A 25626-nucleotide genomic window follows, 5' to 3' on the forward strand; every position below is an offset into this window, starting at 1 on the left:
CGCTCGCGGCTCCCGTGCCGGAGGCGGGGCGGGTGGGCGGTCCGGGCCCGCGCACGCCGCGGGCGCGGGAAGGGGCGGCCGGCGCCGGGCGGGAGCGGCGCCGCTGCGGGTGGACGCGCTGCCCATGCGCATCACCACCTCCCAGACGCTGGCCCTCGACCCCGACTTCAGCCCTCCGTCGCCGCTGTGGGCGCTGGTCGGCGCGGGCGGCGACGCACTCGCCCCGCTCGGGCTCGACCTGCAGGCCCACGGTCCGGGCGCGGTGATCGCCGGGCCGTCCCGCTCCGGCCGCTCGTCGGTGCTGATGACGGCCGCCCAGTCGCTGATCGCCCGGGGTACGCCGGTCATCGCCGTCACCCCCCGGCGCAGCCCACTGCGGGATCTCGACGGGGTGCTGGCCGTGCTGGACGCCGACGCCGCGAACCTGCCGGAGCTGGTGGCGGACCTGCACCACTACGTCGTGCTGGTGGACGACGCCGAGCTGGTCAACCCCGACGGGCCGCTGGGGACCGCGCTGGAGGAGGTGCTCCGGTCGGGCCGCGACGGTGACCACGGGCTGCTCGTCGCGGGCGCGACGGGAGATCTGGCCGTGGCCTACCGCGGGTTCGTGGCGGAGGCGCGCAAGGCCCGTACCGGGCTGCTGCTCGCGGTGCAGGGGCAGACGGACGGCGACCTCTTCACGATCCGGCTCCCGCGCGGGACCGTGGGCGGGCCGGCCGGGCGCGGCTTCCTCGTGACGACCGGCACCATCACGCCCGTCCAGGCCGCCCTGCCCGACAGCGGCTGAGGAGCCCGGCACACGGCCAGGAACCTCAGGACGGTTCCTGGCCGTGGTCGAGCAGCACGCGGTCGAGCAGCACGCGGTCGACCAGCACGCGGTCGACCAGCACGCGGCCGGACGACACGGCGTGTCAGCCGATCCGGTCGTTCACCACCGAGTCCGAGTCGCCGCCCCACACGTCGTCGTCCTCGTGGAGCCAGGTGCTCGACTCCCGGTCCTGGGATTCCTGGCCCGCTCCGGCGCCGCCCATCCCGCCCATCGGCAGGAAGGGCATGCCCGTGCCGCCGCCGCGCGTGGCGCCGACGCCCGGCGCGCCTCCGGCCGGCATCATGCCGCCCCCGCCGCCGTACACACCCCCGGACGTGCCGGGCCCGAACGACGAGGTGGGGCTGCCGTAGCTGTTCGTGGTGGGGACGGTCCCGGTGGGAACCGTGGATGCCGTCGTGGGCCGGTAGTCCTGCAGGTTCGTGTTCGTTCCCGAGCCGGGATTCTGGCCGTTCGGGTACTGGCCGTTCGGGTACTGACCGCCGGGATTCTGGCCGTTCGGGTCCCGCCCGTTCGGATTCTGGCCATCCGGGTTCTGGCCGTTCGGGTCCTGGCCGTTCGAGTCAGGCCCGGTCGGGGAGTCGGTCGGGGGGTAGCCGGGCGGATTCGTCCCGGGATAGCCGGGGATGTTCGGTGTCGAGGGATCGGTCGACGGATCCAGGGCGCCGAAGGAGGGTCCACCGGTGCCCGGCCCTCCGGTCGGCATTCCGGACATATCGGTGTTTCCGTACGAGGCGGGGGTCAGGCCCCCCGTGTCACCGTTGAACTGCGAGTAGTCGATCGGGTCAGGGTCTTCTTGCGGCAACTGCGGGGGGTGGATGTCCCTGAGCACCTTCTCCACCGTGTCCGGGATCATGACGTGGACGTGCGAGAGGTCGTCGCCGAACGTCTGCAGGTGAAGCCCTGCCAGCTCGTCCTGGGATCCCCAGTCTCCGGTGGCGCTGTCGCCCCCGTAGACGCCGGTGTAGACGCTGTAGAGGTCCGCGATGCTGTCGTTCCAGCTGCCGCCGGTCAGTCCGCCCTGGTTGGCCCAGGTGGGCATGATGCCCTTCCAGCCGTCATTGACGAACGACTTGTGCTTGCTCACCACCGTCGCGAGGGCCGAGATGGGTTCGGCCATCTTCTTCAGCTTGTCGGCCAGCTCGCCCAGCGTCACATAGAGGATCCCGAGCGCTTGCTGGGCCTCGACCGAGGCAGGGCCCTCCCAGACCTCGGCGAGCTTGCGGGCCTGCGCCTCCAGCCCGTTCTTGGCGGTGGTGACCGCCGTGTGGGCGTCGTTGTAGGCGGTGGCCGCCTGCTCGATGCGCGTCTCGTCGAAGCCGTTGATGAAGGTGACCACCTCCTCGACGCTCCGGCCGCTCGTCTCGACGGTCCCGGGCATGCAGGCGGGCTTCAGCAGGTGTATCTCGCGCTTGTTCTCTCCCACGCCGATCAGACCTCGCCCTCGTTGGCGGCGTTGGTCACCTGATAGGTGCCGGCCCCGGCTTCCACCAGGGTGATCGCGGTGGCGAAGTTCTCCAGGACGTCCTCGTAGACGGTGATGAACTCCTGGTAGCTCTGCACCAGCGTGGCGGCGAAGGTCGCGCCACCCTGCCAGTTGTCGATGCTCAGCAGGTGGCGGCGCACGTCGGAGAGGTCGGCGTAAACGCTGAGGTCGTTGATCGAGCCCTGGCGCTGGGTACGGCCCTCACCGCTGATGGGCTTCATCACCTCGCGCAGCTCTCCGGCGATGTTCGAGATCTTCTGGGCGTCGTACGTCACGCCGTCGCGTTCGGGTTCAAGCCCAGGCCAGTCGCCGGGCGGTTGTGTCTCTCCCACGAGCCTCCCCCTTGGCACTCGATCAAGCAGCTTACTCGGATGTTTCTTTGCCGTACAGAAAACACATAGTCAACATGCGTAACATTAGGCAATATGCAGACCCAGAAGGACCTTTATCAGGCACAGCGCTTGATGGCGCAGCGCCTGGGGATGGCTCTGGTGCAGGGAGAGCCGGATGTGCCGGAGTCTCCCATGCGACGGCAGAACGTGGCGACGTTCGCGGGCCTGCTGATCGCGATCCTGATCGTGGCCGGGTTCGGGATCTGGGGGCTGCTCAGCCCGGGGAACGCCACCAAGCTGACCGCGGCCGGTCAACTGCTCATCGAGGAGGAGACCGGGGCCTCGTACGTCTACAACCAGCAGACCGGCCAGCTCCAGCCGGTGGCGAACTACGTTTCCGCGCGCCTGATGCTCGACAGCGCCGACATCCAGGTCAGAACGGTGTCCGCGGAGTCGCTGGCCGGCTTCGCCCGCGGCCGGAAAGTGGGCATCCAGGGGGCGCCGGACTCGTTGCCCAAGCGGGATCGGCTGGTCAAGGCCCCATGGTCGGCGTGCGTGACCGAGGGGGCCGATGCCTCCGGCCTGCCCAAGCCGTTCGTGACCCTTGTGGCCGGGACCGAGGTCGGCGGGACGCCCGTGGGCGGCGAGGCGCTGCTCGTCAGCGAGGGGCAGCAGAGCTGGGTGCTCTGGGCCAACCAGCGCCTTCGGGCGGCGAACGTGAGCCGGCTCAGCGACCAGACGCCACGTCGCGTGCCCACCTCGTGGATCAACGCCATCCCCGCGGGCGTCGACTTCGCGGCTCCCAAGATCCCGCAGCACGGCAGGAAAGCCACCGGCCCCGGCGGAAAGGCGGCCAGGGTCGGACACGTGTACAAGGTGGCGTCCGTGGCGGGCTCGAACGAGCGCTGGTACGTCCTGCTGGCCGACGGCCTGGCGCCGATCAGCCACACCCAGGCGATGCTCCTGCTCCAGGACCCGGCCAGCAAGGCCGCCTACGGCAGGAGCCCGGTCCGCGAGACGCCGATCGACGCGGCGAGCGCCAACGCGACCAAGGCGTCCGCGCGCACCATGCTGAACAACGGCCTGCCGGCCACCATGCCGCGTTTCCGCGTGCCCGGCGTGTCGGCCCCGCTCTGCGCGGTGTACGCGAACACCGGGAAGGGCTCGACCAGGGCCGTGCTGACCACCGGCAGCAAGTTCCGCATCCCGGCGCCGACGGTGAGCGCCGGCGCGGACAAGGTCGACCAGGTGCTGCTCCCGCCGGGCAGCGCGGTGCTGGCCGGCACCCTGCCGGGCGACGGGCAGCTGTCGGCGGTGCAGCAGTTCTCGCTCATCACGGACCAGGGCAGGAGGTTCCGGCTGACCTCGCCGGACGCGATAGGCAAGCTGGGGTACGAGGCGACGGACGTCGCACCGGTGCCCGCCCACCTGCTGCGGCTGATCCCTGACGGCCCCGCGCTGGATCCGGCGGCCGCCCGGACACCCGTGCAGGAGGTCCAGGCGATCCAGCCGGCGCAGTGACGTCGCCTAGATCTGGAAGCCGCCGCCCTGCGTCATGGTTTCGTCGATCTGCGGGGTGAGGGTGCCCATGTCCTCGTCGTAGGTCATGCCGTCGTTGGTGAACGGGGTCGAGCCGCCGTTCTGCATGGTGGACATCTGGGTCGGCATCGCCTCGAGCGTGGGGAAGATCTTGCCGGTCATCTTGGACTGCTGCACGACGACGGCCAGGACCGCGGCCATGCCGCCGGCCACCATGAGGTGCCTCTTGGCCACCGTTCTGATCGTGGAGGTGGCGGCGTTGCCCACAGCGGCGTCCGTGGTCTCCGCGGCGACAGCGGTGGCCGGGTTGAACCTCATGGCCATCTTCGCGATCCCCCACCCCAGCATGGCGAGGGCGACGGCCGAGCAGACGATGGCGCCGACACGGTAGAAGCCGGCCGCCGAGTCGACCGCCTGGCCGGTGTCGTCCCTGGCCGCATTGAGATCGTCGATCGAGTTCTTGAAGCTCGTATGGACGCTCTCGAAGGCGTCGAACGCGCTTCCTTCCCACGTCCCCTGATCCTTGAGCTGGGTCTTCAGCGCGTCGAGCTGCGTCCCCAGCGTCGCGAGCTCTTCCGTACGCCAGCCCGAAGCGGATTCATGCATGCCCTCGGGATCGGAGATCATGGTGCCGATGGTGGCGGCGACGTAGAAACCCCACGGTCTCCAGATCATGCCGGCCGCGACCAAGGCCGTGCTCGCGGCCGCCATGTAGGTTTCCTTGTAGATGCTCACAGGTCCTCCTGTCCGATCACCTGGGGTGCGATGTCCTCATCGCCGCCCCAGACGCCCTCGTCCTCGGAGAGCCCCACGGTCTTGTCCCGGTCGCGTTCCTGGTCGCCCGCTCCGCCCGCACCGCCCATCGGCATCATCGGCATCATCGGCATGCCCGGCGTGCCCGCCCCGCGCAGCCCCGCGCCGACGCCCTGGATGCCGGCGTTCGGGCCGAGCCCCGCTCCCAGGCCGGCGCCGGTTCCCCCGATGGAGCCAGGACCCGTACGGGTGCCCAGGCCGGAGGGGTCCCCGGACGGCAGGTTGCCCGGCAGCTGCGGCGTCGTGGGCTGGTAGGACGACAGGTCGGTCTTGGCCGGGTTGAGCGCCGAGTCGATGTCGGGAACTTTCATGTCCGCTGGATCGGTGGTCGGCAGGTTCTGCTGGGGCAGGTCGGTGCCGGGCAGGTTCCCCGCCCCCGGGAGCTCGCCGCCGGGCGGCGTGCCGTCAGGCAGCGTCCCGTCCGGCAGCGTGCCGTCGGGAAGGGTGCCGTCGGGAAGGGTGCCGTCAGGCAGCGTGCCGTCGGGAGGCCCGGGCAGGTCGGTGTCCGGCATGTCGGGCAGTTCGCCCGCGCCGGTGGGCAGGTCCGGCTTCAGGCCGCCGAGATCCCCGGCACCGCCGAGGTTCCCCATACCGCCGAGGTCGCCCGTGCCACCGAGGTCGTCCAGCCCGTCACCGCTGTCGTCGTCGGCCTGCTGGTAGTTGCGATCGGCCGCCGTGAGGGCCGGCATCCAGGTCTCCAGCGCCCGGCGAGCCCTGGCCAGCGCCTCTTTCTGCTGGTTGATCGCGTCCCCGTGGACGCTCTGGATCCCCATGCCGATCACGCCGAAGTGCGGCCAGGGGACGCCCAGGCCGCCGGTCTGCCTCTCCAGAGCATCGACGCGGTCGACCTCCGGGCTGATCTTGCCGGCGCCGGCATCCAGCTCCTCCTTGGTGAAGGAGATGCCCGACGACATCTGGAATCCCTGGCTGCCGAAGTCCGGTACGTAGGGATTCGACCCGTTGTTCGTCATCCGATCACGGGGTCCGTCGTCTCGCAGCCGACCGTCCAGGCGCTCTTGTCTTCCGGCATGTACGTGCTCCGTTCCAGGTCACCGTGCTCGCCTCCGGCCCCGCCGCCCATGAACGGCAGGAAGGGCGCGCCGGTCGACGTCCCGCCGGCACCGCGGGAGCCGGCCGAGGTCAGTGCGGTTTGGCCGGTGCCGATACCCGGCGAGCCGATCACCGCGGGGGTGCCCGGCGAACCCCCCACGGGCGTGGGGCCGAACCCGTACGACGGGCTGATCGTGGTGGTGGGAGGCGTGGCCGGAGAGGCGATCGTGGCGGTGGTCGGCTGGTAGCTCGCCATGTCCGTCTGGCGGGGATCCGTACCGTTCGCACCATCGGTGGTCGTCTTGTCGTCAGTGCCGATGACCGGCGGCACGGTGTCGTCGTCACCGGGGCCCGTGACAGGGTTCTGCGCCTGTCCGGGCTCCTCGGTCGTGGGCGCGTCCGGCGCCGGATCGACCGGGGCATCCGGGTTCTCCGGGGTGTTCGAGCCGGGAGTGTCGGGGTCGGAGCCGCCCGGGTTGGTACCACCCGGGTTGGAGCCGCCGGGATCGGATCCCCCGGGGTTGGAGCCGCCGGGAAGCGAACCGGTGCTGCCGCCGCCACCGGTGTTCGTCGTGCCGAATCCTCCCGAGCCACCGCCGTCGGAGCCGCCGCTGATCTCGCTCAGGGGCGTGCCGAAGGTGGGGCCCTGCGTCCCGGAGCCCGTGGGGTACTTCGGGTCCTGCGTGTCCGCCGGGGCGGTGGGCAGGCTGACCGCGGGGAGCTCGTAGGAGACGCTGTGCGGCACCTCGATGTCGTAGATGCTGACGATCTTCTGGTTGAGCTCGTAGAGCGCGCGCTGGGCCTTGGTGTTCTCCAGGCCCTCCCTGACGAGCTCCTCCTCGGAGGAGGTCATGGACCCGGCGGCCGGGACCGTCACCTCTTCGTCGACCTTGCCCTGCGTCTCCCTGAGGTGCGCCGCGTACGTCTGCAGCGCCCCGCCCATCATGGACAGCTTGGTGGACAGCTCGTTGCCGGAGGCGTGCAGCATCTCGAGCGCGTGGCGGGCCCGGGAGGCGTCCGGACCCTGCCAGACCTCGGCGATCTTGGGCGCGTGCTCCTCCAGAGCGGTGACGGCCTGCTCGATCTTGGTCGCCGCGTTCTGGTAGGTCTGCCCGGTGCCCTCGATGTAGAAGGGGTCGGTGTTCTGGAGCAGCGCCTTGATCTCGCTCTTGGTCTTCGTGACCCAGGTGCCCTCCGGCAGGTTGCCGAAGGACAGGATGGTGACGACCTCCCGCTCACCCATCAGGCATCACCCTCGTTGGCACGGCGAGCCCGGTCGTGGTTGTCCGCGCTGGCCTCCACGGCCTCGACCACGCTCTGGTAAGCCTCGATGAACTTCTGGTAGACCTCGGCGAACTTCCTGCCCGCGTTGCTCGATCCGACGGTCGAGGCAAGGGCCTGAGCATCGTCCCACTGGCCGATCTGGGCGGCCGAGAGCTCGCCGTCCGTCGAGATCTGATTGACGTTCCCGTTGGGCCGCTCGCCGCCGCCGAGCATGGCGTCGAGGTTGATCCTCAATTCCTGTGCGATGGCCCGTATGCCGACCGGTGAGTTCTCGCGGCCGTCACCGAACAGGTTCGGATCGACAGACAGCGGATCGGTGCCCCCGTCCGTCGCATCCCTGCTTGTCATACCTCACCTCTAGCAGCAGAACTCTCGGCCACCGCGTCCGGCGATGACCGAGAGGAGATCAACGAGCCCCGTGTCAGTCCGTCCAGATGCTGATGTTGCGCCGCTCGGCGCTCTCGTAGTTGCCCTTGGCGACGTTGACCGCCGACGCGGCCTGGAACAGCTGCTGGCCCATCGCCTTCTCGTGCTCGTTCCACCGGCGGCGCTTGTCCTCGAAGAAGTTCTCGGCCTCGCCCTCCCAGCTCGCGCCGAGCTCCTTCTTGATGTCGGCATAGAGGTCGTCGGTGGCCCGGTCGAGCTCGGTGACGATCTTCTGGAGCTGCTCGTAGGCCTGCTCCATCGAGCCGAACCGGACGTAGGTGTAGTCATCGGGCATCGTCATGGCGTTCTCCGTCCTGCTCAGCGGTTGGAGTTGATGAGGGAGTCGATACGACCGGCCTCGCCGGCCCCGACGAACCCGCCGGCGATGTCCATGTTCTGGTCGGCGGCGTTGCGGTAGACGCCGGCGCCCATGTTCAACCGGTCGTAGATGTCCTCGAGGATCTGGATGACTCCCCTGAACTCGCCGTCCCACTGGGTGAGGGCCGTGGCGAACTTCTGGGACGCGCCGCCCTTCCAGCCCTGAGTGGTGAGGTCGGCCTTGATCTGCTCGACCCGCTGCCGCATGCCCTCGATGTACTGGGCGGTCTCCTGGCAGTAACCTGCCGCGTTCGTCAACTGAGTAGGGCTGGCCCCGTACAGTGCCACCTGGACCTCCAAGTCGGTATGGCGTTGCTGCTCCGGCGGGCGGTCACCCCTGAGTGGAACCGACTACCCCCGCGATCAACCTCAAATTGCATGTTAGCCACCAATAGCCCCGTAATTCCCAGTAATCACAGATTACGGATCAGTCGCGCCCTGGCGACTTTTGGATGAACGCCCTGCTGGACGGCCTACCATGCCCTGACAAGAGGCGAACCGCGGCCGTAGGCGGACCACGTCAGAGGTCCATCCGGCGGCGGATCTGATTGAGCTGGCCCATGACGTCCGTGAACGCCTGCTCGTGGAGCGACTCCGCCTCCTTGAGCTTGCTGAGCGCGGCGTCGGGGTCGTTGACGTACTTCATCGGATCGTCGTCGTCGCCGAACAGCTCCCGCATGCCGGTGCTGAACTGCTTCTGGAAGTCCGCCGAGGCGTCCGCGATGGCCGTCTTGATCAGGTCGGCCAGCTCGCCCGAGGCCAGGCGCATCGCCTTGGGATGCAGCTCCAGCTCCCGTACGCCCTGGTGGTCGTACTCCACGGTGACCATGCCGTTCTCGTCCTGGGCGTGGCCGACGTACGAGCCCACGTCTCGCTGGAACCGCTCCAAGAGCGCGAGCTGCTCGTCGGCGCCCTTCAGCAACTTGTCGATGTCGATGTTCGCGAAGTCGCCGAACTCCTGCATCCCACTACCTCTCTGAACAGATCAACCGGACAGCCCGCGCACCCACGTGTAGACCTCGAGCACGCCCAGCGCGAGCGGGAAAAGCTGCACGATCAGCACGACGTCCAGGATGTCGGCCGCGCGGCCCCAGAACGGCGAGGGTTTCCCCGTCGCCAGCCAGAGCCCGATGCCCACGCTCGTCAGCGCCAGCCACAGCACCCCGATGGCCACGGCCAGCGACCCGACGAGCCCACCGGAGCCGACCAGGGACAGCGCGAGCATGGCGAAGCCTGCCAGGCCCGAGCCGATGAGCCAGATCCGCTGGCCGAGCCCGCGGAAGACCCGGGCCCGCATGATGAGCGTGAGCGACAGCGACACCATCATGACGACCGGGACCCAGCCGTCGGCGAACACCAGCAGCAGCTGCGCGATCAGCGCGGACAGGCCGATCGCCGCGATCATGCCGGTGGCGTAGCGCTGTGCGCCCCTGGTGCGCTCCTGGATGGCCGCGGCGTCCAGACGCTGGTTGTCGCTGCGGAGCTCTTCCGCGGTCGTCGGCATGGCCGGCAGCGGCACCTTGGCGAGCTTGAACGCCAAGGTGGGAATCAGCGGGCTGAACGCCAGCAACACCGCGATGGCCACCGCCGCCACTCCGGCGGGCGGCAACGGCCACACCATCACGACCGCGCAGCAGATCCCCGCGACCGTGGCGGCGACGGCCGTGCCGAGGAAGCCGGCGACGCCGTCGGAGATCAGCGCCCCGGCGACGGCCGCCACCAGCGCCGTGCAAGCCAGCGCCGCCAGCAGGTGCGGCACGCCGAACCCGAGCGGGGTCCCGCCAGGCGCGAACAGGCCTGCGACGAACCCGTACGGCAGTGCCGCGTGCCCGATCAGGGCCCCGGCCATCGAGTCGCCGACCGCTCTGGACAGCAGCGTGCCGGTGACGACCAGCAGCAGTGCCAGCAGCCCGGCCACGATCGTGACGATCAGACCCGACATGCCGGACATGGCCAGGCCGAACCCGCCCAGGACGAGCAGGCCGACCGCACCGCCGGCGCCCACGATCCTGGTGTGCTTGGCCGACCAGACGCCGCCCTCGCGCACCCCGCCGGCGACCACGTCCGCCACGTCGTCATAGTGCGCGGGCGGCAGGATCGCCTCGCGGGGCCTGAGGTAGAGGATCTCGCCGTCGAGCACGCCCAGCGCGCCGAGGCTCTGTCCCAGATCGAGCGGCGCCCCGCCCAGCCGCTGCAACGCCCACCCGGGAGCGGCCGCCGCCTCGCCGCCCACCTCTCCCAGCGCGCGCAGCAGCCCGGGAAGCACGTTCGGCAGCGGGACGTCGGCGGGCAGCGCGAGGTCGGCCCTGCGCCGCGGGCCGACGATCGTCACGTGGCACTGGGTCGGCAGCGGCATGGGAACCTGCGCCAGGGCACCCTGCTGGAACGGCCCTTGAGGCGGCGGACCAGGGGGTCCGGGATACCCGGGCGGCGGGCCCTGCCTCATCGGCGGACCCGGCGGACCGAGTGGAGGCCCCTGAACGATTTGTCCCATCTCAACTCTCCGGTCCCACCAGTGGTCACGGACAACAGAGAACATATCTGGTCTTTTCTGATAAGAACGTCTCGATGAGCATCGTCGTCGTACGTCGCCCAGAACGCCGCCCCGGCCCCAAGCCCCCGCGTGGCGAAATTCTGATCGAGTCGCCTCCCGAAATCCCCGAGGTCCAGGGCCAGGGCTTCGCGCTGGTCCTCACCTACCTCCCCATGGGAGCGGGGGCGGCCGCGATGGCCTTGATGTTCACCTCCTTCGGCAACGCCAACCCGATCATGTACGTGGCCAGCGGCCTTTTCGCGCTGTCCATGATCGGCATGACGCTGGGCCAGATGGGCCGCCAGTCGGGCGAGCGGAAATACCGGCTCAACGGCGCCCGCCGCGACTACTTCCGGTACCTGAGCCAGATCCGCAAGCGGACCAGGCGCGCGGCCCGCCAGCAGCGCGAGGCCCTGGAGTGGAGTGGTCCCGAGCCCGACGCCCTGTGGTGGATCGCCATGAGCCCTCGGCTGTGGGAACGGCGCCCCCGCGACGAGGACTTCGCGACCGTACGCCTGGGCACCGGCGTCCAGAAGCTGGCCGTCCAGCTCATCCCGCCGGACTCCAAGCCCGTCGAGGACCTGGACGCGCTGTCGGCCGGCGCGCTGCGCAGGTTCATCCGGGCCCATTCGACGGTCGCCGAGCTGCCCGTCGCCGTGGCGCTCGGCTCGTTCGCCCGGATCCGGGTGACCGGTGACCCGGTCGCCGTGCGCGACCTGCTACGCGCGATGATCGCCCAGCTGACCGTGTTCCACTCGCCCGACGACATGCGCATCATGGTGTGCGCCGGGGCGGAGTGGATGCCCCACTGGGAATGGGTCAAGTGGCTGCCGCACGCGCTGCATCCCGAGGAGGTGGACGCGGCCGGGCAGGTGCGGCTGATGGCGGAGAATCTGGCCGAGCTGGACCGGCTGGTCGGAGGCGAGCTCAAGGAACGCGCCCGGTTCCGGCCGGGGGCGGCGGCGGACACGTTGCCGTACCACGTGCTCATCGTGGACGGCGGGCACGTGCCGCACGACTCCCAGCTCGGCGGCGACGCCATCCAGGGCGTGACGGTGATCGACCTGTCCGGCTCGACCTCCGACGTGGCGGAGCAGTACACGTTGCGCCTGGACGTCCAGCCGGACGGGTTCCACATGGTGAAGATCGACCATGCGGGCAAGGAGCACAGGACCCGGTTCGGCGACCCCGACGGCCTCGACTACATGCGGGCGGAGGGCCTGGCCAGACAGCTCGCGCCGCTGCGGGCCTCGGCGGCCTCCGGCGGCGAGGCCGAAGACGTGCTGGCGATCAACACCACGCTGACCGAGCTCCTCGGCGTCGGCGACCCGGCCCTCCTGGACCCGGCGGTCACCTGGCGCCCGCGAGCCGGCCGCAACAGACTGCGGGTACCGCTCGGGCTCGGGGCCGACGGCCGGGTGGTGGAGCTGGACATCAAGGAGTCGGCGCAGGGCGGCATGGGCCCGCACGGGCTGGTGATCGGGGCCACCGGCTCCGGCAAGAGCGAGCTGCTGCGCACGCTGGTGCTGGGGCTGGCCGTCACGCACTCCCCGGAGATCCTCAACTTCGTCCTGGTCGACTTCAAGGGCGGCGCGACCTTCCTGGGCCTGGACTCGCTCGCCCACGTCTCCGCGGTCATCACCAACCTGGAGGACGAGCTGCCGCTGGTCGACCGCATGCACGACGCGCTGCACGGCGAGATGGTGCGCAGGCAGGAGCTGCTGCGCGCGGCGGGCAACTTCGCCTCGTTGCGCGACTACGAGCGGGCCAGGGAGCAGGGAGCGGAGCTGGCGCCGCTGCCGACGCTGTTCGTGGTGCTCGACGAGTTCAGCGAGCTGCTGACGGCCAAGCCGGAGTTCATCGACCTGTTCGTGATGATCGGCCGCCTGGGCCGGTCGCTCGGCGTGCACCTGCTGCTGGCCTCGCAACGGCTGGAGGAGGGGCGGCTGCGCGGCCTGGACACGCACCTGTCGTACCGGATCGGCCTGCGCACCTTCTCCGCGATGGAGAGCCGGGTCGTGCTGGGCGTGGCCGACGCGTACGAGCTGCCCTCGGCGCCCGGCAACGCCTACCTCAAGTACGACACCTCGGGCATGACCAGGTTCAAGGCCGCCTACGTCTCGGGCCCCTACCAGGGCGACGGCCGCCGCGGCAGCGCCGACGACGGCCACACCATCCTGCGCCAGGTCGTCGAGTACGGCTCGGCCTACATGCCGCTGCCCGTCGTGCCGCAGCCGCCGAAGGAGACCCCGTCCGTGGAGATGGACGAGCGCGGTCAGCAGGACAGCCTGCTCGACATCGTCGTCCAGCGGCTGGCCGGACATGGCCCGGCGGCCCATCGCATCTGGCTGCCCCCGCTCGACCAGTCGCCCACGCTCACCCACCTGCTGCCGCCGCTCTCGGTCACGCCGGAGCTCGGCCTGTCCACGCCCGGCTGGGACGGCAGGGGCAAGCTGCACGCCGTCATCGGGATCATCGACCGGCCGTTCGAGCAGCGGCGGGATCCGTACTGGCTGGATCTGTCCGGGGCGGCCGGGCACATCGGCGTGGCCGGCGGGCCGCAGAGCGGCAAGACCAACGTGCTGCGCACGCTGATCGCCGGCATGGCGCTCACCCACACACCGCGCGAGGTGCAGTTCTACTGCCTGGACTTCGGCGGCGGCGGCCTGGCTGCGCTGGAGGGGCTGCCGCACGTGGGCGGTGTCACCAGCAGGCTGGACGCAGACCGGGTACGCAGGACCGTCGCCGAGGTCTCCGGGATCCTGCGGCAGCGGGAGCGGGGCTTCGCCGAGGCCGGCATCGAGTCCATGGCCACCTACCGGCGGATGGTCGCCGACGGCAGCATCCAGAGCGACGGCTGGGGCGACGTGTTCCTGGTCATCGACGGGTGGCTGACGATCAGGCAGGACTTCGAGAGCCTGGAGGCCGTGATCACCGATCTCGCGGCGCGCGGGCTCGGTTACGGCATCCACGTCGTCACCACGACGAACAAGTGGTCGGAGTTCCGGCCGGCCATCAGGGACCTGTTCGGCACCAGGATCGAGTTCAAGCTGGGCGACGCGTACGAGTCGGAGATCAGCAGGAAGGCGTCGCTCGCGGTGCCGGAAGGCGCGCCGGGGCGCGGCTTGACCAGGGACGGCATGCATTTCCTCACGACGCTGCCGCGGATCGACGGCCAGCGCACCTCCGAGGACGTCTCCGAGGGGCTGCGGTCGCTGGTGGAGATCGTACGAGAGTCCTGGCAGGGACCCTCGGCGCCGCCGGTGCGCCTGCTGCCCGCGCTGCTGCCCGCGGCATCCCTGCCGGGACAGGACCAGACGGGCCCACAGCGCATCGCGATCGGCATCGACGAGGACTCCCTCTCACCCGTCATGATCGACTTCGACGCCGACCCGCACTTCATCGTGTTCGGCGACAACGAGTGCGGCAAGTCCAACGTGCTCAAGCTCATCATGGAGGGGGTGGTCCGGAGGAAGACGCCGCGCGAGGCCATGATGATCGTGATCGACTACCGGCGCTCGCTGCTGGACACGGCGGTGACCGAGCACCGCATCGGCTACGCCGCCTCCAGCACCGCGGCCACCGAGCTCATCCAGGACGCCCGCTCGGCCCTGCTCAAGCGCCTGCCCCCGGCCGACCTCACGCCGGAGCAGCTGCGCAGCCGGAGCTGGTGGCAGGGCTCGGACCTGTACATCGTCGTGGACGACTACGACCTCGTCGCCACCTCGAACAACCCGCTGGCGCCGCTGACCGAGCTGCTGCCGCAGGCCCGCGACATCGGCCTGCACCTCGTGCTGGCCAGGCAGAGCGGTGGCGCCAGCCGCGCCATGTACGACCAGGCCGTCCAGCGCATGAAGGAGATGGCCGGCCCGGCGCTGATCATGTCGGGCAACAGGGACGAGGGTCAGCTCTTCGGCAACATCCGCCCGCAGCAACTGCCCGTGGGGCGCGGCTTCTACGTCGACAGGAAGTACGGCGCGCGTCTGATCCAGACCGCTTACCTGGAACAGCCGTAGCATCCGTGAAGGTGTCCATCATGATCGCGTTTCGCGTTCTCACAGACGGTCGGGGAGCCCCATGAGCTACGTGGACGTGCACGTCCAAGCACTCGAGGAATGCGGGCGGCAGGCCCACAGGGTGAAGAACATGCTCGACTTCGACGACGCGTTCGTGAACACCGACGTCACCCCGCCACGGGGCGACACCGGGACCGGCATCTTCGGGGAGCTCGAAGGCGCCACCGAACTGGCCGCCAAGATCGACGCGGTCTGGGAATCGGTCCGGGCCGAGCTCGGTGAGGGGCGCAACCGCATGGCGAACGTCGAGCGCGCGCTCGGCCAGGTCGCCGCCAACTTCCGCGGCGCCGAAACGGGATCCGGCGCATGAGCGTCGTCGAGAGCCTGGCGGCGCTGAAGAACCAGGTCGACGGCGACCCGGCGGCGATCAGGAACATCGCCGCCGGCCTGCGGGCGATCGGCGGGCACGTCTCCACCTCCACGAACCAGCTCGCCAGGAGCGTCACCGAGGTGGGCAAGGCCTGGCAGGGCGACTCGGCCCTCGCCTTCGCCGACCACATGGCGGCCTACCCCCGTGCCGGCCAGGACCTGAACGGGGCCCTCTCCTCCTGCGCCACCGCGCTCGACACCGCCGCCACCAAGCTGGAATCGGCCCACACCACGGTCAGCGGGCTGCATGACGCCGCGGTCTCTGCGCAGAACGAGTACAAGCGCGACCACCGCGACGCCGCGCAGGCCGAGATCGACGACTACGTCAAGGACAAGCTCGGCGACCCGGTCACCACCGCCGGCCAGGCCGTCACCGAAGCCGGGAACGCCCTGTCCACCGCCACGACGGCGCTCAGCGGTCAGCTCGGCGAGGAAGGGTTCGGCTTCTTCAGGGGCATCCGGCAGCCCGGCGGCGCCGACTTCCTGCCGGGGGACCACAAGGTGGACTGGCAGAAGATCATCGGCTATTCCCCCACCATGCTCGCCTCGGCGGACGGCCCCGGCGGCCTCCACCCCGACCTTGCGGGAGGCGGTGGTGGTGGCGGTGGCGGTGGCGGGGGTGCCGGCGCGCCGTCGTCGTACGGCAACGCCCCGGCGCCCAAGGCCCAGGTGGTCGACTGGATCAAGCAGGCTCTCACGATCATCAAGTCGCCCGAGATGGCCGCGATCATGAGGCAGCGGGGCCTGGACGTGAGCGACCTGGACCCGAACGACCCCAAGGACATCCAGCGCATCTGGACGGTCATCTACCACGAGTCCGGCGGCAACCCCAACGCGATCAACAACTGGGACATCAACGCCAAGAACGGCGTGCCGTCCCAGGGGCTGATGCAGACCATCCCGCCCACCTTCAACGCGCACGCCCTGCCCGGTTACGGCCAGATCCGGGAACCGGTGGACAACATCATCGCCGGCGTCCTGTACACCTACAGCCGCTACGGCGATCTCGGCGGCCATCCGGGCATCTCATCCCTGGAAAGGGGAGGCGGCTACCGGCCCTACTGAAGCCGGGAAGATCAGGTTACGCACCAATTAATTCTGATCTTATATTGCGTACTACCTGGTTAAACGCCCATTTGGCGCGCTTGTGCCGGTGTACAAAGATCGAGTGTCGACTCCATATTCACCGAGCGCCTCGACGACACCCGAGTCCAGCGCGTCTCCGTCCGGTGGGACGCCGTCACCCGAACCGACTCCGTCGGCGTCACCGTCCCCATCGGGAACCCCCACCCCGTCGGGAACCCCCACCACGAGCCCGTCCGGAACCCCCACGCCGAGCCCGTCGCTGGTCAGCCCGTGCCCCCACTCTCCGAAGTGCCCGCCGCCCGTGTGCCTGCCGCCCTCGTTACGGCCCACCACGGCGCCCACGAACGCCAACGAGCCCGCGAACACCTCCAGAGAGCGTGAGAACCCCGGCGGCTCGTCGGACCTCCCCGGCTACGAGACCCAGGCCGGCTACCTCGACGCGTTCGCCGGGGCCATGAGCGCCACGGCTCAGGGCGTCGGCCTCGTCAGGGACCGGACCCCCCGCTTCGAGGGCTGGAACCTGGCCCCCCTCGCCGGTGTCCCCATCGTCGGCCTGGGGTTCGTCGGCCGGTTCAACCGCATCTCCGACACCTGGGGGGACAGCGCGGGGATCCTGCACGGCGTCCTCGACGCCGACAGCAGCAAGATCACCAGGTCGGCACAGAACTACCGGAACGCGGAAAGCCCCGGCGGAGACAACTGAGAAGGGCGCATGTCGACTCCATCGAGCCAGCCGCCGAGGCTGATCATCCCCGGCCAGGGCACCGCCCCGCAGGCCACGCAGCAACTCCACATAGCCAACTCCAACGGCACCGTCGCGCGGACCGTCCAGGTGCCGCCCGCCGCCGCGCGTACCGACCCGGGCTTCTACAAACGCCTGGTCACCCAGCTGAACCCGCTCCGGCAGAGCACCCGGGGCGCGATGCTGATGTCCGGGCTGGGCGTGGCGGCGCTCGGCCTGGACGTCGCGGCCACGCTCAATCTCGGGAACCCGTTCCTGTTCTACGACAGGCGGGAGACCTGGAAGGAGATGTCCGGCTCGCTGGAGGGCAACAGGTCGAACCTGTGGCGCGGTTACTTCGACAACGTCTCGCCGCACTGGAAGGGCCATGCGTCCGAGATGCTCCAGCAGTACATCAGGTTCAACGTCAACGGCCTGTTCGGCCAGCTCGGCAAGGTCAGCGACGATATGAGCAGCACCATGCACAGCCAGTTCAAGGAGGTGCTCGAGTACGACCTGTCGGTCTTCGGCCTGTACGCCGCCTCGGCACCGATCCTCCGAACCCTGACCTCCATGAGCGCGCACCCCGTGGGACGGGCCGCCCTCATGACCCAGGTCGGCGTCTTCATGGGTGCGCTCGGCAACCTGGTCAAGCAGTTCGGCGACATCTACCTCGCCAACGAAGGCAGCCTCAACAGCCTGGAGCTGCGGCTCAACGACCTGAGGGGCGCCTTCTATCAGTCCGGCAACCCGGACCTGGGGCCGCGCGACCTCAACCTCGCCTCCACCATCGACGACCCGGACAGGGTGCAGGACCTCTGGGTCCCGGCCACGGAGAACGAATGAAAGAGATCAACGCCTTCGCCGAAGGCAGGGAAGGCGACGTCGCGGGCCTGCTGCGGGAGCTCAACGACTGGACCGGCACGCTCGCGAGCAGGATGGACGACCTGGCCCGAGAGCATCTGGATGGCGCCGACGCCGGCGGGGTCGTACGCGCCCGGGTCTCCGGCGCCGGCCGCCTGCTCGGGCTGAGCATCGACGGGCGCGGCCTGCGCGACCTCGACCACGTCCAGCTCGCCGAGGCCGTCAAGGAGGCGATCGGCGCGGCCCACGCCGCCATGGGCGAGCGTCTGACGGAGCTGACGGCCGAACTCTCCGGCCTGGAGGCGTCCGGGCGGGCGGCACAGGACCCGCTGGCGCCGCACGTCCAGCGAGTGATGCGGGAGGGATGAGCCGTGCGGGAGATGCTGGAGGCGATGGCGCGCCTGGAAGAGCTGGCCGCGGCCGCCAGGCGGGCCGAGGAGCTGACGTCCGAGTGGGGCACGCGCCGGTTCGTCGGCCGCGCCGACGAGGGCCGGATCGTGGCCACGACCGACGCGCTCGGCGCCCTGGTCGAGTTGGAGATCCATCCCGTGAGCAGGAAACGGCTGGACGCCCGCCGCCTCGGCGACGAGATCCTGGCTGCCGTCGTCCAGGCGGAGGCGGCCGCGGCGGCCGCCAAGGACGAGCTGATGGACGACCTGCGTCCCTGACCGTGAGGTACTGAGCGAAAACCCCCTCCGGAAGCATCCGGAGGGGGTTTTCGCGCGGTGCCGTGGTGCGGTCAGCCGCAGTTGGACCAGTTCGCGTCGGTGCCGGAGGAGCCGACGCTGCCCGAGAAGCGCACGCACTTGCCCTTGGCGGGCAGCTTGACGGGTCCGGCGTAGAAGTCGTAGTTGCCGCTCTGGGTGCTGCCGGGACCGCCCTGAACCTCGAGCGTGGCGCTCACCCTGGTCGGCTTGCCCACGTCGGTGGTCTTCATCGTGACCACGCAGTTCTCACCGGTGCCGGAGTTGTAGAGCTGGAACGTCTCGCCGCCGGGGAAGGCCTTGCTGCGCTGCACGAAGAAGCCCGCCCCGCAGACCTGCACCGGCGAGTACGGGTTGCGCATCGGCGGCGGTGGGCTGGCCATGGTGGGCCTGGGCCCGCTCGTGCTCCTCGTCGGCGCGGGCGTCGAGGTCGTCGGCCTGATCGTGGGCTTGGCGGTGGGCTTGGCGGTGGGCTTGGCGGTGGTCGTCACCGTCGGCCTGGTCGTGGGCTTCGCGGTGGTCGTCACCGTCGGCGGCGGCGTCACGGTGACCGTGACGGTCGGCGCCGGGGTCTGGGCCGAGGACGGCGTCGGGGTCGGGGTCGGGGTGGCGGTCGTCTCCGGATCGGTGATGAGCGCGTTCGACGGCGTCGGGCTCTGGGTCGGCGACGGCGTCGGGGTCTGCGTCACGGTCACCGTGGGCGCGGCCGACGGGGGCGCGGAGGTCGTGGGCGCGGCCGACGTGGGAGCGGCCGACGCCGTCGGTGGCGTGACCGGCTGGGTGTTGACCGGCACTGGTGTCGGTACGGTGCTGAGCTCGGGCGGCGTGGGCGCCTGCGACGTCCATTCCGTCGGCAGCACCAGCGGGCCCACGTCGTTCGGGTCGGTGGCCGACTTGTCCGCCCACGGCACGGTCACCTCGGCCTGCCCCGGCTGGTCCTGTCCCGTCTGGCCCTGCCCTGGCTGGTCCTGCCCCGGCTGCTGCGGCTGGCCCTGCTGCGGGACGTCCTGCGACCCGTCAGCCGCCTGGGCGTTCGCCGACGGCGTGCCCACGGCCGCGGCCACGGGCTCGAAACGCTGCGTCGACGCGTACCGGTTGGCGCTCCACAGCCCCACGGCGGACAGCAGCGCCAGCGCGGTCACCGCGGCGGCGAGTCCCAGAGGGAAGCGGCGAGGGGGACGGGAGGACACCGTCTCCCCGGCAACGGTCGCCTGCCGCTCGGGGCGCGGCGGCTCCCACATCGGGCCGGGAGGCGGCACCGGCACGCCCTCCATCGGCGGCGGACCGCCATGGGCGTGCTCCTGCGGCACGGGCGGCGGCCCCCAGGTCTGCTGCGGCAGCATGGGCGCTCCGGGCTGCGGCGGCATCCCCTCCGCCGGCATGCCGGGCACGGGCCCGCCCTGCACGGGAACGCCATGAAGAGGCGCGCCCGGCACACCCTGCGAAGGCACGCCATGGACGGGCCCGCCTGGCCCGCCCTGAACAGGGACGCCATGGACGGGCGCGCCTGGCACACCCTGCCCCGGCACGCCGTTGACGGGCACGCCTTCGATCGGGGCGCCCGGCTGAGAAGGTGGCTTCTGCGCCAGGGCGCCGGCGCCGCCCCTCTTGTCCCCGAGGAGCCGCAGCAGCGCCATGTACGTGGTCGGGCGCGGCGTGACGTCCTTGGCCAGCGCGGACAGCACCACCTGGCGCAGCGGCTCGCCGAGGTTCCCCACCTCGGGTTGCCCGTTCAGCACCGCCTCGGTGTCGTGCCCGAACGGCGGCTTCCCGGTCGCGGCGAACACCACCGTCGCGGCCCAGGCGAATATGTCGGCGTACGGCCCGTACCTCAGTCCCCTGAGCTGCTCGGGAGCGCGGTACCCCGCCTCACCGGCGGGTTCTCCGAGGTCGACGTCCGTCACCCGGGGGCCGTCGGCACCGATGATCACGTTGTGCGGGGTGAGCCCGCGGTGCGTGATGCCGGCCAGGTGCACCGCGGTCAGCGCGGTCAGCACACCCACCGCCACCCGCTCGAGCGCGTCGGCGTCGAGCGGACCGTCCTCCGCCACGATCTCGGCGAGGCTGCGCCCCTCGACGTACTCGCGCACGACGTAGGGCAGATCACCGTGCCGGCCGGCTTCCAGGGTCCTCGCGATGTACGAGCTGGAGACGCGTTGCACCCCAGTGAGCCGAGCAATGTCGTCGCCGCCCTGTTCAGGGGCGGCGGGCAATAACTTGATCACTCTCAGGGGCGCGTCCTCGGACTCCTTGCCGAGATAGGCCGTACCGTTCGGCCCATCGGGAAGGCGTCCTGAGATGACGTACGCGCCCAGCTTCTCGGGGTCGCCCGGCCGCACGGGATGCATCTCTGTCCCTTCAGTTACTGCAAGATCTCAAGGGGACATTCAACCAAATCCGTCACATTCGCATCAGTGGTTTCGTCAGCAAATCGATAATTCACCGAACCGCAACCCTCAGGACGGCCGGCCGGGCCGCCAGCCCCTGCGCCGGCCCAGGGGAACGAGCAGCGCGAGCGCGCCCGCCACCGCGATCGTCAGCACCGCGCCGAATCCCACCGCCATGGAGATGCCGATGGCGGTCTCGTCGCGGGGAGGGACCTTGGCGATGGCGTCCGCCGGCAGCGCGGTGGGCGGCGGCTCGGCCACCACGGGCGCGTTGACGGCTTCGTAAGGCAGCACAGCCGTGAGAGCGAGCACCGGGTTCACCATTCCCGCGCCGGTGCCCACACCGGCGGTGCCGTCGGCGGTGGCGATGATGCGGCGGCGTACCTGCTCCTGGGTGAGCTTCGGGAAGCGGGCCCGCACGAGCGCGGCGGTGCCCGCCACGTAGGGCGTGGCGAAGCTGGTGCCCTGCAGGCCACGCTTGTAGGCGCGACCCGGCCAGGGAGCGGTGATCTCCGTGCCGGGGCCGAGCACGCCGACCGGGGTGGTGGCGTTGGAGGAGTCGGCGCGGCGGCCGTCGGGGGTGGCCGCGCCCACGGACAGCACGCCCTCGTACGCCGCGGGATAGGCGGGCACGTCCTCGTCGTCGGGGCCTGTGACGTTCCCGGCCGCGGCGACCACCACGATGTCCTGGTCGAGCGCGCGCTGGACGGCGGCGCGCAGCCCGGGATGGTCGGAGGCGCGCACGGAGACGTTGATCACCTCCGCCTTGGCCGCGACGGCGTCGTTGATGGCGTCGACCAGCTTGTTGATCTCGCCCTCGGGCTTGTTGCTCTGCTTGAGCATCACGATCTCGGCGTCGGGCGCGACGCCGTGGAAGGGCACGCCGGCCAGATAGCGGGCGCCGATGATGCCCGAGACGGCCGTCCCATGGCCCACGCAGTCGCGGTGACCGGTGTGCGTCTCGTCAATGATCTTGGAGAGCTGGACCTGCGGGTGGTAGTCGGCGCCGCTGTCGACGACCGCGACCGTCACGCCGGCGCCCCTGGTCAGCCGCCAGGCGTTCTTGATGTCGAGCCGTTTCTGCGCCCACGGCTCGCTGGCCGGCAGCTTCAGCGTGCCTTTCTCCGGGTTGCAGTCCTCGGGTGCGGCGGCCGCCGGAGCCCCGAGGACGTGCAGGGCGATCAGGCTCGCGAAAAGGGCGCGACCAATCATGACGGGCAAGCGTAGACGCAACCTAGCCGCAGTTGGCCCACCCCGCACTCGTGCTCCCTGAACCCGTGCTGCCGGAGTAGCGGACACACTTGCCCTTGGCCGCCAGGATGACCGGGCCGGCGTAATACTCGAAATTCCCGGCGTCGGTCTTGCTGCCACCGCCCTGCACCTCCAGAGTGGCGCTCACCCGGGTGGATCTGCCGACGTCCGCGCCTGACTTGAGGGTGACCACGCAGTTCTGCCCCGTGCTGTTGTTCCACAGCTGGTACGTGGTGCCGCCGGTGAACGAGCTCGACCGCTGGACGACGAAACCGCCACCGCACACCTGGGCCGCGGTGTAGGGGTTCTTCTTGACGGGCGGCGGGGTCGTCTTGGTCGGCGTCGGCTTCTGGGTCGTCCTGGTCGGCGTCGGCTTCTGGGTCGTCTTCGTCGGAGTCGGCTTCGGCTCCTGCGTCGTCCTGGTGGGCGCCGGCCTCGATGTGGTCCTCGTCGGGGTGGGCGCGGGCTCCTCGGTGGTCCGCGTCGGGCTCGGCGTCGGCCTCCTGGAGTGCGGAACCGTCTTGGTGACCGTGGCCTTGGGCTTGGGGCTCTTGGTGGGCTTCGCCGACGGCTGTGGCTGCTGCGTCCCCGTGGGCTGGGCGGTGGGGAGTGGCACCGGCTGCGTCGAGATCGGTCCGGGGGTCGGCACCGTCGTGAGCACCGGGACCGTCGGCGAGCCGGTCGGGTCCTCGGTGGGAAGCATCATCGGGCCGACGCCGCTTTCGTCCGGGCTGGCCGTGTCCACCCACGGCGCGGTCATCTCGGCCTGCGGCTGCGTGGGCGCGCCCGTCACGGCCCCTTCCCCCTGGCTCAGGGCGGAGAAGGCACCGCCCCCGGTGGCCTCCTGGGTGGCGGCGGCGATCGGGGCGAACTTGACCTTGCCGGAGTACTGGCTCGCGCCCCACACGCCGAGGCCCGACAGGAGCACGACGGCGGTCAGGCCCGCCACGAGCCCCACGGGGAACGGCCTGCGCTCCCGCCCGTCGCCCTGCCCGGGCACTGCCGGGGGTGCCGGAGGCTGGGGCGGGCCCTGCTGAGCGGGGCCGGGCGGAGGTCCCCACATCTGAGGCTCGTACGCGGGCCCCGCCGGCCCGGCCGGCCCGTGTCCCATCGGCCCCTGGTCCATCGGGGCCTGCGCCATCGGCTCCATCGGGACCGCTCCGATCGGCCCCGGGTCCATGGGGCCGGGCGGGACCGGTGCGGGCTGGACCGGTGCGGGCTGGACGGGGTGTCGGTCCATGGGGGCTGCGGGCGGCGGCATCAGCGGCGTCTGAGCGCCGTCGACGGGCAGCTGGATGGGCAGCTGGATGGGCAGGATCGCCGGCGGCGGCACTGGGCTCTCGGCAGCGGCGGGCGGCACTGAGCTCTCGGCGGCCGGCGGTGCGGGCACGGGCGCGTTGCGGTCGCCCAGCAACCGCAGCAACGCCGTGTACGCCGTGGGCCGCCCGTCCGCCTTCTTGGTGAGCGCGGCCAGCACCACCTGCCGCAGCGGCTCGGGCAGCTCCCCGATCTCGGGTTCCCCGTTCAGCACGTTCTCCGGGTCGTGCCCGAAGGGTGCGGACCCGGTGGCGGCGAACACCACGGTCGTGGCCCAGGAGAAGACGTCGGCGTACGGCCCGTACTGCAGCCCGCCGAGCTGCTCGGGCGCCCGGTGGCCGATCTCGCCGGCCGGATCCCCGATCTCAATGTCGGTGACGCGCGGCCCCTCGACGGTGAGGATCACGTTCGACGGGGTGAGGCCGCGGTGCGCGAATCCGGCCAGGTGGACGGCGGTCAGCGCGGTCAGCGTGCCCACCGCGACCCGCTCCAGCGCGTCCCCGGTCAGCGGCCCGTCCGCCGCGACGGTCTCGGCCAGCGACCGGCCCTCGATGTGCTCCCTGATCACGTACGCCCGCCCGTGGTCGGTGCCGGCGTCGAACGTGCGGGCCACGTACGAGCTGGACACCCGCGTGACGCTCTTCAGCCTGGCCCCGAACCCGGGGTCGGCGTCAGGGGCGACGCTCAGCGTCTTGACGGCCACCCGGGGCGCCTCTTCGGACTCCCGGCCCAGGTAGACGACGCCACGCGGCCCCTCACCCAGGCGGCCGGTGAGCTCATAGCCACCTATCCGCTCCGGCTGGGAGGCGTCCTTCTCCGCCATGACCGTCCTTTCGGGATTACGTCATGATCGGAGGACATTTAATCAAATAAGCCCCATAAGCATCAGGGGTTTCGGTCGCGCTCTCTGACCGTCAACCGTCAATCGGCGTTCGAGCGGGCGGCCAGGGCTCCGCGCTCGCCGCTCATCCACGCGGGCCCGTTCAACGGAAAGAAGCCCCAGCTCCCTCGCCAGGGCCCCTCTCGTTGATCATTTCGTGGCGGACTCGATGTTCTGCCGGTAGGTCCCGATGACCCGCGAAGCTTCCGCGAGTTCCTCGGTCATGCGCTGGAACGCGGTGCGGTAGTTCTGCCACGCCTGCTGGAAGCGCTGCGCTCCCGGCCCCGTCCACGCGGTGCCGACCTTGGCGGCCTCACGGTCGAGCGCGGTCATGGTGGTGCGGACCGCCTCCGACTGCTGCGTGAACTGCGTGGACATCTGCTGCATTTCCGCGGGGTCGCCGCCGAGCATGCTCTGGCTCATGCATACCTCCTGGAACCTGTGAAAGCGCCCTCACACTAAGGAAGGGCCACCACCCGTCGCCCGCGTTATGCCGAGAGGCTATGGTCTACCCGAGGATTGTTCGGATCGCATCGGGAGCTGTCGGCTCATGCGCGAGATAGTCGTGACCGGCGGCGGGACCGGCATCGGATACGCGATCGCCGAGGCGTTCGTCTCGCTGGGCGACCACGTCACCATCACCGGCCGCCGCGAGCAGGTGCTCAAGGAGGCCGCCGAGCGTCTGGGGGCGGCGTACGCGGCGTTCGACGCCACCAGCCCCGGCGAGGTGCGGGAGGCGCTGCGCAGCCTGCCGGAGCGGGTCGACGTGCTGGTCAACAACGCCGGCGGCAACACCAACCTCGGCCGCAGGTGGTCCGACGAGCTGATGGACGTGGCCCAGGCGTGGTGGGCCAACCTCAACGCCAACCTCATGTCCGCCGTGCTCGTCACCACCGCGCTGACCGCGCGGATGGGCGACGGCGGCCGGATCGTCTCGATCGGCTCGATCGCCGCCAGGGGCACCGGCTCCGGCTCGTACGGCGCCGCCAAGGCCGCCATGGAGTCCTGGACCGCCGACCTGGCCGCCGAACTGGGCCCCAAGGGCATCACCGCGAACGTCGTCTCCCCCGGCCTCGTCCTGGACACCGAGTTCTTCCGCGGCCGGCTGACCGAGGACGGCATCAGGGCCCGCGTGGAGAACACCCGCAACGGCCGTCCTGGCAGCCCCGCCGACGTGGCCGATACCGTTCTGTTCCTGGCCTCCGCGGGAGCCAGGCACGTAACGGGGCAGGTGGTCCACGTGAACGGCGGCGCGTACCTGGGTCGCTGAGCACCCAGGAGGCCCCAGGAGGAAGGATGAAGGC

23 protein-coding genes and 1 pseudogene are annotated in these 25626 nt (G+C 70.6%); 10 read left to right on the forward strand and 14 right to left on the reverse strand.

Annotated elements, in window-relative coordinates; genetic code table 11:
• Nucleotides 1–787 (forward strand): annotated as a pseudogene (locus AB0J69_RS03560) (cell division protein FtsK); the annotation flags it as partial.
• Nucleotides 788–911: 124 nt separating this feature from the next.
• Here AB0J69_RS03560 and AB0J69_RS03565 read toward each other — a convergent pair.
• Nucleotides 912–2252, reverse strand: coding sequence for a WXG100 family type VII secretion target (locus AB0J69_RS03565; RefSeq protein WP_364112450.1), 1341 nt, complete (start codon nt 2250–2252; stop codon nt 912–914).
• A 5-nt stretch (nt 2253–2257) separates the two neighbouring features.
• Nucleotides 2258–2644, reverse strand: coding sequence for a hypothetical protein (locus AB0J69_RS03570; protein WP_364112452.1), 387 nt, complete (start codon nt 2642–2644; stop codon nt 2258–2260).
• A gap of 93 nt (nt 2645–2737) precedes the next feature.
• On the opposite strand from AB0J69_RS03570, the gene eccB reads away from it, so the two are divergent.
• Complete coding sequence (gene eccB / locus AB0J69_RS03575) at nt 2738–4165, forward strand: type VII secretion protein EccB (protein WP_364112454.1); 1428 nt, start codon at nt 2738–2740, stop codon at nt 4163–4165.
• A 6-nt stretch (nt 4166–4171) separates the two neighbouring features.
• On the opposite strand, the gene AB0J69_RS03580 is transcribed toward eccB, so the two are convergent.
• The 8 genes from AB0J69_RS03580 to eccD all read right to left on the reverse strand — a co-directional run bounded on the left by AB0J69_RS03580 (nt 4172) and on the right by eccD (nt 10490).
• Nucleotides 4172–4918: a WXG100 family type VII secretion target gene (locus AB0J69_RS03580; protein WP_364112456.1), complete on the reverse strand. Its 747-nt coding sequence runs from the start codon at nt 4916–4918 to the stop codon at nt 4172–4174.
• Nucleotides 4915–5967: a hypothetical protein gene (locus AB0J69_RS03585; protein WP_364112458.1), complete on the reverse strand. Its 1053-nt coding sequence runs from the start codon at nt 5965–5967 to the stop codon at nt 4915–4917. Before AB0J69_RS03585 ends, AB0J69_RS03580 begins: the two co-directional genes overlap by 4 nt.
• Nucleotides 5964–7289: a hypothetical protein gene (locus tag AB0J69_RS03590; protein WP_364112460.1), complete on the reverse strand. Its 1326-nt coding sequence runs from the start codon at nt 7287–7289 to the stop codon at nt 5964–5966. Before AB0J69_RS03590 ends, AB0J69_RS03585 begins: the two co-directional genes overlap by 4 nt.
• Nucleotides 7289–7678 carry a hypothetical protein gene (locus AB0J69_RS03595; protein ID WP_364112462.1) on the reverse strand — a complete coding sequence of 130 codons (390 nt, stop codon included), beginning with the start codon at nt 7676–7678 and terminating at the stop codon, nt 7289–7291. Before AB0J69_RS03595 ends, AB0J69_RS03590 begins: the two co-directional genes overlap by 1 nt.
• Nucleotides 7679–7751: 73 nt before the next feature.
• A complete protein-coding gene (locus AB0J69_RS03600) occupies nt 7752–8057 on the reverse strand; it encodes a WXG100 family type VII secretion target (protein ID WP_364112464.1) in 306 nt (101 codons plus the stop codon).
• Between the two features lie 17 nt (nt 8058–8074).
• Nucleotides 8075–8392, reverse strand: a complete 318-nt coding sequence (locus AB0J69_RS03605) for a WXG100 family type VII secretion target (protein ID WP_364112466.1) — start codon at nt 8390–8392, stop codon at nt 8075–8077.
• A gap of 262 nt (nt 8393–8654) precedes the next feature.
• On the reverse strand, nt 8655–9098 hold the full coding sequence (locus AB0J69_RS03610) for a YbaB/EbfC family nucleoid-associated protein (RefSeq protein WP_364112468.1): 444 nt from the start codon (nt 9096–9098) through the stop codon (nt 8655–8657).
• 21 nt (nt 9099–9119) lie between these two features.
• On the reverse strand, nt 9120–10490 hold the full coding sequence (gene eccD, locus AB0J69_RS03615; protein ID WP_364112470.1) for a type VII secretion integral membrane protein EccD: 1371 nt from the start codon (nt 10488–10490) through the stop codon (nt 9120–9122).
• Between the two features lie 212 nt (nt 10491–10702).
• On the opposite strand from eccD, the gene eccCa reads away from it, so the two are divergent.
• The 7 genes from eccCa to AB0J69_RS03650 all read left to right on the forward strand — a co-directional run bounded on the left by eccCa (nt 10703) and on the right by AB0J69_RS03650 (nt 18451).
• Nucleotides 10703–14683: a type VII secretion protein EccCa gene (gene eccCa / locus AB0J69_RS03620; RefSeq protein ID WP_364112472.1), complete on the forward strand. Its 3981-nt coding sequence runs from the start codon at nt 10703–10705 to the stop codon at nt 14681–14683.
• 61 nt (nt 14684–14744) lie between these two features.
• Nucleotides 14745–15053, forward strand: a complete 309-nt coding sequence (locus AB0J69_RS03625) for a hypothetical protein (protein ID WP_364112474.1) — start codon at nt 14745–14747, stop codon at nt 15051–15053.
• Complete coding sequence (locus AB0J69_RS03630; RefSeq protein WP_364112476.1) at nt 15050–16177, forward strand: WXG100 family type VII secretion target; 1128 nt, start codon at nt 15050–15052, stop codon at nt 16175–16177. Before AB0J69_RS03625 ends, AB0J69_RS03630 begins: the two co-directional genes overlap by 4 nt.
• Before the next feature lie 322 nt (nt 16178–16499).
• Nucleotides 16500–16901, forward strand: a complete 402-nt coding sequence (locus AB0J69_RS03635; protein ID WP_364112478.1) for a hypothetical protein — start codon at nt 16500–16502, stop codon at nt 16899–16901.
• A gap of 9 nt (nt 16902–16910) precedes the next feature.
• Nucleotides 16911–17765, forward strand: coding sequence for a hypothetical protein (locus AB0J69_RS03640; protein ID WP_364112480.1), 855 nt, complete (start codon nt 16911–16913; stop codon nt 17763–17765).
• Entirely contained in the window at nt 17762–18151 is a 390-nt protein-coding gene (locus AB0J69_RS03645) for a YbaB/EbfC family nucleoid-associated protein (RefSeq protein ID WP_364112482.1), read from the forward strand. The genes AB0J69_RS03640 and AB0J69_RS03645 overlap by 4 nt, the downstream gene beginning before the upstream one ends.
• Before the next feature lie 12 nt (nt 18152–18163).
• Nucleotides 18164–18451, forward strand: coding sequence for a YbaB/EbfC family nucleoid-associated protein (locus AB0J69_RS03650; RefSeq protein WP_364112965.1), 288 nt, complete (start codon nt 18164–18166; stop codon nt 18449–18451).
• A gap of 71 nt (nt 18452–18522) precedes the next feature.
• Here AB0J69_RS03650 and AB0J69_RS03655 read toward each other — a convergent pair whose 3' ends face one another.
• The 4 genes from AB0J69_RS03655 to AB0J69_RS03670 form a co-directional block, all read right to left on the reverse strand.
• Nucleotides 18523–20835, reverse strand: coding sequence for a hypothetical protein (locus tag AB0J69_RS03655; RefSeq protein WP_364112484.1), 2313 nt, complete (start codon nt 20833–20835; stop codon nt 18523–18525).
• A 108-nt stretch (nt 20836–20943) separates the two neighbouring features.
• Nucleotides 20944–22086 carry a S8 family serine peptidase gene (locus tag AB0J69_RS03660; protein ID WP_364112486.1) on the reverse strand — a complete coding sequence of 381 codons (1143 nt, stop codon included), beginning with the start codon at nt 22084–22086 and terminating at the stop codon, nt 20944–20946.
• A gap of 22 nt (nt 22087–22108) precedes the next feature.
• Complete coding sequence (locus tag AB0J69_RS03665) at nt 22109–24265, reverse strand: protein kinase (protein ID WP_364112488.1); 2157 nt, start codon at nt 24263–24265, stop codon at nt 22109–22111.
• Between the two features lie 207 nt (nt 24266–24472).
• On the reverse strand, nt 24473–24745 hold the full coding sequence (locus tag AB0J69_RS03670; RefSeq protein WP_364112490.1) for a WXG100 family type VII secretion target: 273 nt from the start codon (nt 24743–24745) through the stop codon (nt 24473–24475).
• 127 nt (nt 24746–24872) lie between these two features.
• On the opposite strand from AB0J69_RS03670, the gene AB0J69_RS03675 reads away from it, so the two are divergent.
• Nucleotides 24873–25592 carry an SDR family oxidoreductase gene (locus tag AB0J69_RS03675; protein ID WP_364112492.1) on the forward strand — a complete coding sequence of 240 codons (720 nt, stop codon included), beginning with the start codon at nt 24873–24875 and terminating at the stop codon, nt 25590–25592.
• The last annotated feature ends 34 nt before the right edge of the window (nt 25593–25626 follow it).

It is taken from the genome of Nonomuraea sp. NPDC049709 (assembly GCF_040674815.1).
Taxonomy (GTDB): Bacteria; Actinomycetota; Actinomycetes; order Streptosporangiales; family Streptosporangiaceae; genus Nonomuraea.

Coding starts and splice junctions, on each gene's coding strand:
- AB0J69_RS03640 (WP_364112480.1), top strand. CDS start 16,911: ATGTCGACTCCATCGAGCCAGCCGCCGAGGCTGATCATCCCCGGCCAG.
- eccCa (WP_364112472.1), top strand. CDS start 10,703: ATGAGCATCGTCGTCGTACGTCGCCCAGAACGCCGCCCCGGCCCCAAG.
- AB0J69_RS03610 (WP_364112468.1), bottom strand. CDS start 9,098: ATGCAGGAGTTCGGCGACTTCGCGAACATCGACATCGACAAGTTGCTG.
- AB0J69_RS03585 (WP_364112458.1), bottom strand. CDS start 5,967: ATGACGAACAACGGGTCGAATCCCTACGTACCGGACTTCGGCAGCCAG.
- AB0J69_RS03675 (WP_364112492.1), top strand. CDS start 24,873: ATGCGCGAGATAGTCGTGACCGGCGGCGGGACCGGCATCGGATACGCG.
- AB0J69_RS03590 (WP_364112460.1), bottom strand. CDS start 7,289: ATGGGTGAGCGGGAGGTCGTCACCATCCTGTCCTTCGGCAACCTGCCG.
- AB0J69_RS03600 (WP_364112464.1), bottom strand. CDS start 8,057: ATGACGATGCCCGATGACTACACCTACGTCCGGTTCGGCTCGATGGAG.
- AB0J69_RS03665 (WP_364112488.1), bottom strand. CDS start 24,265: ATGGCGGAGAAGGACGCCTCCCAGCCGGAGCGGATAGGTGGCTATGAG.
- AB0J69_RS03595 (WP_364112462.1), bottom strand. CDS start 7,678: ATGACAAGCAGGGATGCGACGGACGGGGGCACCGATCCGCTGTCTGTC.
- AB0J69_RS03670 (WP_364112490.1), bottom strand. CDS start 24,745: ATGAGCCAGAGCATGCTCGGCGGCGACCCCGCGGAAATGCAGCAGATG.
- AB0J69_RS03650 (WP_364112965.1), top strand. CDS start 18,164: ATGCTGGAGGCGATGGCGCGCCTGGAAGAGCTGGCCGCGGCCGCCAGG.
- AB0J69_RS03645 (WP_364112482.1), top strand. CDS start 17,762: ATGAAAGAGATCAACGCCTTCGCCGAAGGCAGGGAAGGCGACGTCGCG.
- AB0J69_RS03625 (WP_364112474.1), top strand. CDS start 14,745: ATGAGCTACGTGGACGTGCACGTCCAAGCACTCGAGGAATGCGGGCGG.
- AB0J69_RS03630 (WP_364112476.1), top strand. CDS start 15,050: ATGAGCGTCGTCGAGAGCCTGGCGGCGCTGAAGAACCAGGTCGACGGC.
- AB0J69_RS03655 (WP_364112484.1), bottom strand. CDS start 20,835: ATGCATCCCGTGCGGCCGGGCGACCCCGAGAAGCTGGGCGCGTACGTC.
- eccB (WP_364112454.1), top strand. CDS start 2,738: ATGCAGACCCAGAAGGACCTTTATCAGGCACAGCGCTTGATGGCGCAG.
- AB0J69_RS03660 (WP_364112486.1), bottom strand. CDS start 22,086: ATGATTGGTCGCGCCCTTTTCGCGAGCCTGATCGCCCTGCACGTCCTC.
- eccD (WP_364112470.1), bottom strand. CDS start 10,490: ATGCCGCTGCCGACCCAGTGCCACGTGACGATCGTCGGCCCGCGGCGC.